Below are 8426 nucleotides of genomic sequence, written 5' to 3'. Positions count from 1 at the left end.
ACGCGGCCACATCTGCTGACCGAGGTCTTGACCGATCTTTCCGAAGGAACGCCGCCGTCGGGTCCAAACATCTGGGAATTGACCCGCTATGCGGTGGCTCCCGGTTTTCGCGATGGTCGTCGCGGCGTTTCGACCGTCGGCACCGAACTGATTGCCGGTTTCGTCGAGTGGGGGCTGAAGCGCGGCGTCGACAAGGTGATCATCGAGTTCGAGCCGATGTGGGTGCTGCGCGCCTTGCAACTGCATTTCCTGGCGACCCCGCTTGGCTATCAGCGCACCTATGGCAACCAGCAGGTGGTCGCCACCTTGCTGACCTTCAACGAGCACACACTCGATGTGGTGCGGTCGCGCCGCAATCATTTTGCTCCCGTGCTGGCCAGGGGATATCCCGACATGCTCGGGCAAAGGCGTGCGTCATGAGATCGGAGACAGTCATGAGCACACATCCGCAACCTGAACTTCGCAACCACACGCTGGTGGTCACCGTGTCGTCGAGTGACGGCCGGCCGGTGCTGGACAGGAGGGCCTATGAAAGCCTGGCAAGGACCTTCCATGAAGCAGCCGACAATGAGGAGGTTCGCGTCGTCGTCTTGCGCGGCCTGGCAGGCTGTTTCTGTCTGGGCGGCGACTTCTCCGAATTCCTCGACGCCACCAAGCACCAGAAACTGATCGCCGCCGTCACCGACCTGTTCCGCACGCTGGCGACGTTTCCAAAGCCCATCCTTGCCTGCGTCGATGGCGATGCCGTCGGTGTCGGCTGCACCATCCTGTTCCATTGCGACATGGTGATCGCGTCCGATGAGAGCACGTTCAGGGTGCCGTTCGTCGATTTCGGCCTGGTGCCGGATGCGGCGACCAGCATCCTGGCGCCGCAGAAGCTCGGCTACGCCGGTGCCTTCCGCTTCTTCTGCCTCGGCGACACGCTTCGCGCCGAAGATGCCAGGGCGCTCGGCCTGGTCGCGGAGATCGTGCCGGGAGGCACCGTCGAGGAGGCGGCCCTTGGTCGGGCAAGACAGCTCGTCAAGAAGCCGGTCGCCGCCCTGCTGCAGACGCGCGGCCTGCTGAAGGGGAACACCGAGGCCCTCTGCGACCGCATCGATCAGGAGATCTCGCTTTTCCAGCAGGCGCTGCAGGATGATACGACGCTGCGGCGATTGCAGCGTATCGCCAGGCTGGCGGCTTAAGCATCATGATTGCGTCGCGCGGTTCCTTGCCGCGCGACGCAAAAAAGCGTCAATCCTGTTTTCCCAGGAATGACGGCCCTTCGCCGATGATCTTCTTGTCTTCCTTGCCGATGATTTCGAGATCGCGCCCCTCATAGGGCAGAGACGACAGGATGCGCCGCATGACCGCCAGCCGCGCGCGCCGTTTGTCATTGGCCCGTACGATGATCCACGGCGCGAATTCCTTGTGGGTGCGCTCGAACATTGTGTCGCGCACCTTGGTGTAGTCGTCCCACTTGGTGATGCCTGCAACGTCGATGGGCGAAAACTTCCAGCTCTTCAGCGGGCTGTAGCGGCGGTCGTGGAAGCGCTCGAGCTGCGTTTCCCGGCCGATGTTCAGCCAGAATTTGAAGAAGTGAATCCCCTCGTTGGAGATCATCCGCTCGAAATGCGGCGTCTCGTCGAGAAACTGCTCGTGCTGCTGCGGCGTGCAGAAACCCATCACCGGCTCGACGCCGGCGCGATTGTACCAGGAGCGGTCGAAGGTGACGAATTCGCCTGAAGTCGGGAAATGGTCGACATAGCGCTGGTAGTACCATTGCCCCAGTTCGGTCGGGGTCGGTTTGGTCAGCGCCACGTTGCGTGCGGTGCGCGGATTGAGGTACTGGCGCACCACGAAGATCGTGCCGCCCTTGCCGGCGGCGTCGCGGCCCTCGAACAGCGCCATCACCCGTTTGCCGGTCGACTGCAGCCAGGCCTGCGCCTTGACCAACTCGATCTGCAGCTTCTCGAGCGTTTCGTCATACTCATCGCTTTTCATCTTCTTGTCGTAGGGATAGCCGCCGGCAGTCAGCTTGTTGTCCTCGACCCAGTCGGGAAGCACGGGGTTTTCGATATCGAACTCCCGCTCCTTGCCGCCGATCCTGATCTTCAGCGGCCCCGAAGTTGGCGCGGCGGGACTTTCCTTGGCTTTTTTCATCGAGACGAACCCTTTCCAGCTTCGGGACTCATGCTATGGGGAGCCTCCGGAACGGTCTAGTGGAAGTTTTTCCGCCACCGTGGACCGGGTGCGAAGGCATGGGGTGCGGGCCCGCGGGCAGATGGCTGACCTGGACACAGAGCAGAGAGGCATCGCGCAAACCATGGCCGCACGGCTGTGGAACAGCCGCTGGCTGCTTGCGGCCGGCGTCGTCGCGGTCGTCGCCGTTTATGCCTTGGCCGGGATTTCAGCCTATATCGTCCTCGCGGCGCTGCTGTTGCTATTTGCAGCGGCAATACTGCCGGCCGGCGGCGCGCGCCAATCCACCGGCAGCGGCGCTGCCATCGAGGCCATCGGCCTGCAGCGGCTCTCGGGTGAATATCTGGCCGCCGCCGTCGCCGATCCGCTCATCATCTTCGACCGGGCTGCCACCATCGTCCATGCCAACGCCGCCGCCTTCGCCGCTTTCGGCGGCATCGCGCCAGGCATGTCGCTGTCGCTGAAATTCCGGGCGCCGGAAATGCAGGCTCTGCTGGATGGCGTGCTATCGGGCGATGTCGCCTCCGATGTCGTCGACTACATGGAGAAGCTGCCGGTCGAACGGGCTTACCGGGTGAGCGTGTCCTCGGTCGGTCATGCCACCGATCTCTATGTGCTGGTGTTCAAGGACCAGAGCGAAACGCGCAGGATCGACCGCATGCGCGCCGACTTCATCGCCAATGCCAGCCACGAACTGCGCACCCCGCTTGCTTCCATCGCCGGCTTTATCGAAACGCTGCGCGGACCAGCCCGCAACGACGCGGCGGCGCGCGACCAGTTTCTGCAGATCATGCAGAGCCAGACCGGCCGCATGGCGCGTCTGATCGACGATTTGTTGTCGCTGTCGCGGCTCGAGATGAAACCCTATCTGAAGCCGGGAACCGAGGTGGACCTGCGTCAGACCGTCGACAGCGTCATCGACTCGCTCGGACCGCTGGCCAGCGAAAACGCCGTTGCCATCGAGCGGCGCTACGCCGATGGACCGCTTCATGTGCCTGGCGATCGCGATGAGCTTTTCCAGGTTTTCGAGAACCTCTTGGAAAACGCCTGCAAATATGGGCAGTCGGGTGGGCGCGTGGTTGTATCCATAGCGCATAGCGAGGCCGGATCAGAGCCGGGCATCGACGTCACGATCAGGGACTTTGGCCCTGGCATTCCCGAGGAGCACATTCCGCGCATTACCGAGCGCTTCTACCGCGTCGATGTCGAGACCAGCCGGACCCAGAAAGGCACCGGCCTCGGCCTGTCGATCGTCAAGCATATCCTGACGCGCCACAACGCCCGGCTTTCGATCAAGTCCGAAGTCGGCAACGGCGCGGCATTCTCGGTTCATTTGCCGGCGCACTGATATCGCCCTAATTCAAGGGCACTGTTTCTTTTTTCTGTCATCCGGCTAGCGTATCAGCGGGGATTCGAGGAAACGACTCAAAATCAAAACACCCCGTGGGAAGGCATTTGCCATGCAGTCCGTGCACATCGTCAGCGCTTATGACGAGGAGTTGAAATATCTGTCGAAGCGCATCGCCGCGATGGGTGGCCATGCCGAGCGCATGGTCGAACAGGCGGTCACCGCTCTCGTCAATGCCGACCCGGGCCTTGCCCAGAAGGTCATCCGCGACGATACCGTACTGGACGAGGGCCAGCGCGAAATCGACGACAAGGCGATCATCATCATTGCCAAGCGTCAGCCGATGGCGGCGGATTTGCGCGAGATCGTCGGGACCATCCGCATCTCCGCCGACCTCGAACGGGTTGGCGATCTCGCCAAGAACGTTGCCAAGCGGGTGGTCGCCGTCACCGACGGACGCCAGCCGACCAGCCTGTTCCGCGGCCTCGAGGCTCTGTCCAACCTGGCATTGACCCAGCTCAAGGAAGTGCTCGACGTCTACGCGTCCCGTTCGGTGGAGAAAATCGGCTTCGTGCGCGATCGTGACGACCAGATCGACGCCATGTACACATCGCTGTTTCGCGAATTGCTGACCTACATGATGGAAGATCCGCGCAACATCACGCCCTGCACGCATCTGCTGTTTTGCGCCAAGAACATCGAGCGTATCGGTGATCACGCCACCAACATAGCCGAGACCATCTACTACATCGTCACCGGTGATCAGTTGCCGGCTGAGCGGCCCAAGGGCGACAAGACCGACAAAATCAGCCTTTCCGAGACGCAGCCGGTGAAGTGAACGCCGCCTCTCGAACCGTCACCCGATTTACGATAAGCTTTCCGGGCTTTGCCTCTATCCTCGTCCGTGGATTTGCTCCGGGAGGTCGTGATGGAAAATGTTCGGAACCTGACCCCGGCGCCTGCGCCGATATCCGGCATTATCGCTTGCGGCGTTTACACCGCGGGGCGCCGCATCGCCGACATTCCCATCGAGGAAGCCGGCGAATGGGCAAAAAAATCCGGTCACGTCGTCTGGATCGGCCTGTTGGAGCCCGACCGTAACCTGTTGCTGCGCGTCCAGGCGCAGTTTCACCTGCATGAGCTGGCGATCGAGGATGCCGAGCACCCGCACCAGCGGCCGAAGATCGAGCAATATGGCGACGCCTTGTTCATCGTCGCCCGCACCGCGCAGCTGATCGAGGGCCGGGTCACCTTCGGCGAGACCCATTTGTTCGTCGGCTCAGGCTACATAGTCAGCGTCAGGCACGGTCCCTCGACGTCCTATGCCGCCGTTCGTCAGCACTGGGAAAGCTGCCCGCACTCGCTGGCCAAGGGCGAGGATTTCGTCCTCTATGCCATCCTCGATTTCATCGTCGACAATTACATGCCGGTGCTCGAGCAGATCGAGGACGAGGTCGAGGCGATCGAGGACAAGGTTCTGCTGAAGCCGATGACCGCTCCCGACATAGAGCGGCTCTATATGCTGCGCCGCGATCTCCTGCGCCTGCGCAATGCCGCGCTTCCGCTGGTCGAAGTCTGCCGAAGGCTGACCAGCGCCGAGCTGCCGCAGATCCACACCGCCATGTATCCGCTGTTCCGCGACGTCACCGATCACATCCGCACCGTTCAGGAGAAGATCGACAGCCTGCGCGAGGTGCTGGCATTTGCTTTCGAGGCGAGCTTGCTGGTCGGCCAGAGTCAGGAAACGGCCAACACCAAGAAGCTCGCCTCCTGGGCCGCAATCCTGGCGGTGCCGACGGCGCTCGCCGGCATTTACGGCATGAACTTCAGCGACATGCCGGAACTGAAGATGGAATACGGCTATCCGGTGGTTCTGGCCACGATCGCGCTGATCTGCGCGTTTCTGTATTGGCGGTTCAGGAAGAATGGCTGGTTGTGAAGTAGGGCAGTAGGGCAGTAGGGCAGTAGGGCAGTAGGGCAGTAGGGCAGTAGGGCAGTAGGGCAGTAGGGCAGTAGGGTGGCATTTCGTGAGCGCGACTTTCCGCGCACATACTGCCCTACTGCCTTACTCCCCTATTCCCTTATCTACCTGCTCCGCCGCCGCTCCGATGCCGGCTGGAATGCCACGCGGGCGTGGTACTTGCAGTAGGGACCGGTTTCGGCGGCATCGTTGCCGCAGAAATGGAAGTCCTCTGAAAGCGGATCGCCGTTCGGCCATTTGCAGGTCCGCTCGGTCAGCTCGACCAGCTGCAGATGCCGCGAGATCGGCAGCACGACATTTTCGACCGGGCGGATGTAATGGCGTGCCACGGGTTCGGCGTCGAACTGCGTCTGCAAAGCAGTGGCGCCGACCGATGTCGTGACATGGCGTGCCGTGGTTACGGCGCGTGATACCGATTTCTGGACGGTCGATCCTTGCGCTGCCTTCTTCTGGCGTGCCGGCGTGGCGGTCGAGCGACCGCGGCCCGACAGTTTCAGCCGATGCACCTTCCCGATGACCGCATTGCGGCTGACCCCTCCAAGCTGCGCAGCAATCTGGCTTGCGCTCAGACCCTCCGACCACAGTTTTCTCAAGAGTTCTACCCGCTCGTCAGTCCAGTTCATGAGACCGCGCTCCTCTAAGCGTGCGGCAATCGGAATCCTTCTCCCGACCCGGCAACATTTGCCAGGGCAGACACCACATATATCTGGTGATTAGGTCCGCCGCACGAAATCTAGTTATTTCTCGACTACAACTACTCTATGCGCTGACTCGGTGACAAGAGTCCCAAGTGCAACACGAATCGGTTTTTTCGGTTTTCCCCAACTTGCCCGGTCGCTTATGAGCCGGCGTCCCGTCGGGGGGCTTGCCGCGCGCCACTACGCGACGTTTTCGTTGACTTCATGGCCGAAAAACAGGATAAGCCGCACAGGCCGCCGCTTTGGCGGCTTTTTTGATTTTCCGGTACCGGAGACGCATATAATGAGCGGTTCGGCGCTTTACGAGACCTTTGCTCGCGCACCCCTGGCCTTCGACCACGGGGAAGGCACATGGCTGATTACCGACAAGGGCGAGCGATATCTCGATTTCGCCGGCGGCATCGCCGTCAATTCGCTGGGCCACAGCCACCCGCACCTGGTCGCCGCACTCACCGAGCAGGCAGCCAAGCTGTGGCATGTCTCCAACCTCTACGAGATCCCCGGGCAGAGCCGGCTTGGCGAACGGCTGGCCGACGCCACCTTCGCCGACAAGGTGTTCTTCACCAATTCCGGCGCCGAGGCGCTGGAATGCGCGATCAAGACGGCGCGGCGCTACCATTTCGTCAAAGGCCATCCCGAGCGCTTCCGCATCATCACCTTCGAAGGCGCCTTCCATGGCCGCACGCTGGCGACCATCGCGGCTGGCGGCCAGTACAAGTATCTCGAGGGCTTCGGCCCCAAGGTCGAAGGTTTCGACCAGGTCGGCTTCGACGACATTGACGCCGCCGAAAAGGCGATCACGCCGGAGACGGCCGCGATCCTGATCGAGCCGGTGCAGGGCGAGGGCGGTATCCGCCCGGTGCCGACGCAGTCGCTGAAGCGGCTCAGGCAATTGTGCGAGCAGCACGGCCTGCTGTTGATCTACGACGAGGTCCAGTGCGGCATCGGCCGCACCGGCAAGCTGTTCGCACATGAATGGTCGGGTGTAACGCCCGACATCATGGCGATTGCCAAGGGTATCGGCGGCGGCTTCCCGATGGGCGCCTGCCTTGCCACGGATGAAGCGGCGGTCGGCATGACCGCCGGCGTGCATGGCACCACGTTCGGCGGCAACCCGCTTGCCATGGCGGTCGGCAACGCCGTGCTCGATGTCGTGCTGGAAGACGGCTTCCTCGAAGATGTCCAGCGCAAGGCGCTGCTGATGAAGCAGGGTCTGGCGTCGGTCGCCGACGAGTTTCCCGAAATCATCGAGGACATCAGGGGTGCCGGGCTGATGCTCGGCCTCAAATGCGCCATGCCCAACACCAAGGTGAACATGGCCTTGCGCGACCAGCACCTGTTGACGGTTCCGGCCGGCGACAACGTCATTCGCCTGTTGCCGCCGCTCACCGTCACCGACGCCGAGATCCATGACGCGCTCAACCGCATCCGCGCCGGCGCCAAGGGCCTGGCGGAGGCGATCGCTTCCGCCGCGGCGAAGTAATCCCGGAATCATTGCTGATGTCAGTTCGCCATTTCACCGATCTTTCCACCGTTTCCGAAGGCGACCTGCGCTTGATGCTGGACGACGCGGTGGTGCGAAAGGCGCGGCTCAAGGCCGGCGAGCGCACCAAACCGCTCGAAGGCAAGGTGCTGGCGATGATCTTCGACAAGCCGTCGACGCGCACGCGCGTCTCCTTCGACGTCGGCATGCGGCAGCTCGGCGGCGAGACCATCATGCTGACCGGCACCGAGATGCAGCTCGGCCGTTCCGAGACCATCGCCGACACCGCCAAGGTGCTGTCGCGCTATGTCGATGCGATCATGATCCGCACCACCTCGCATGAGCGGCTGCTGGAATTGACCGAGAACGCCACCGTGCCGGTGATCAACGGACTGACCGACGATACCCATCCCTGCCAGCTGATGGCCGATATCATGACCTTCGAGGAACATCGCGGTCCGGTAGCCGGCAAGACCATCGCCTGGACCGGCGACGGCAACAATGTGCTGCATTCCCTGCTCGAGGCCTCGGCCCGGTTCCGCTTCAACCTCAACGTCGCCGTTCCCGAAGGCAGCGAGCCGGCGCAGAAGCATATCGATTGGTCGCAGGCGCATGGCGGCAAGCTGCACTTCACCCGCTCGCCCGAGGAAGCCGTCGACCAGGCCGACTGCATCGTCACCGATTGCTGGGTGTCGATGGGCCAGGAGCATCGCGCCCGCGGCCACAATGTGTTCT

The 8426-nt window shown here is 62.4% G+C and carries 9 protein-coding genes; 7 read left to right on the top strand and 2 right to left on the bottom strand.

Going from position 1 to position 8426, the window contains the following annotated elements:
- Both EN925_RS12680 and EN925_RS12675 read left to right on the top strand, forming a co-directional pair.
- Nucleotides 1–420: autoinducer synthase (locus tag EN925_RS12680; RefSeq protein WP_128336586.1), on the top strand; the 420-nt coding region annotated here is incomplete at its 5' end.
- Nucleotides 421–434: 14 nt separating this feature from the next.
- Nucleotides 435–1184, top strand: a complete 750-nt coding sequence (locus EN925_RS12675) for an enoyl-CoA hydratase-related protein (RefSeq protein WP_013533649.1) — start codon at nt 435–437, stop codon at nt 1182–1184.
- A gap of 49 nt (nt 1185–1233) precedes the next feature.
- Here the strand turns inward: EN925_RS12675 and ppk2 are convergent, their stop codons facing one another.
- Entirely contained in the window at nt 1234–2142 is a 909-nt protein-coding gene (gene ppk2 / locus EN925_RS12670; protein ID WP_013533648.1) for a polyphosphate kinase 2, read from the bottom strand.
- A gap of 121 nt (nt 2143–2263) precedes the next feature.
- Here ppk2 and EN925_RS12665 point away from each other — a divergent pair, with 121 nt between their 5' ends.
- The 3 genes from EN925_RS12665 (at nt 2264) to EN925_RS12655 (ending at nt 5468) form a co-directional block, all read left to right on the top strand.
- Nucleotides 2264–3529: an ATP-binding protein gene (locus EN925_RS12665; protein WP_164753417.1), complete on the top strand. Its 1266-nt coding sequence runs from the start codon at nt 2264–2266 to the stop codon at nt 3527–3529.
- A gap of 112 nt (nt 3530–3641) precedes the next feature.
- The gene (phoU, locus tag EN925_RS12660) at nt 3642–4367 is read left to right on the top strand and encodes a phosphate signaling complex protein PhoU (protein ID WP_013533646.1); all 726 of its coding nucleotides are present in this window, start codon (nt 3642–3644) and stop codon (nt 4365–4367) included.
- Between the two features lie 90 nt (nt 4368–4457).
- On the top strand, nt 4458–5468 hold the full coding sequence (locus tag EN925_RS12655) for a magnesium and cobalt transport protein CorA (protein WP_127370148.1): 1011 nt from the start codon (nt 4458–4460) through the stop codon (nt 5466–5468).
- Nucleotides 5469–5614: 146 nt separating this feature from the next.
- Here the strand turns inward: EN925_RS12655 and EN925_RS12650 are convergent, their stop codons facing one another.
- Nucleotides 5615–6133: a GcrA family cell cycle regulator gene (locus EN925_RS12650; protein ID WP_127365491.1), complete on the bottom strand. Its 519-nt coding sequence runs from the start codon at nt 6131–6133 to the stop codon at nt 5615–5617.
- A gap of 358 nt (nt 6134–6491) precedes the next feature.
- On the opposite strand from EN925_RS12650, the gene EN925_RS12645 reads away from it, so the two are divergent.
- Both EN925_RS12645 and EN925_RS12640 read left to right on the top strand, forming a co-directional pair.
- Nucleotides 6492–7691 (top strand): aspartate aminotransferase family protein, encoded by a 1200-nt coding sequence (locus EN925_RS12645; RefSeq protein WP_063170013.1) that lies wholly within the window; start codon nt 6492–6494, stop codon nt 7689–7691.
- A gap of 17 nt (nt 7692–7708) precedes the next feature.
- Nucleotides 7709–8426 (top strand): ornithine carbamoyltransferase (locus tag EN925_RS12640; protein WP_128336584.1); only part of this gene is annotated, 718 nt, incomplete at its 3' end.

The sequence above is a fragment of the Mesorhizobium sp. M7A.F.Ca.US.006.04.2.1 genome (assembly GCF_004022915.1).
GTDB classification, from domain to species: domain Bacteria; phylum Pseudomonadota; class Alphaproteobacteria; order Rhizobiales; family Rhizobiaceae; genus Mesorhizobium; species Mesorhizobium ciceri.
Note: the sequence above shows the minus strand (reverse complement) of the source record. Positions and strands in the feature narration are given on the sequence as shown.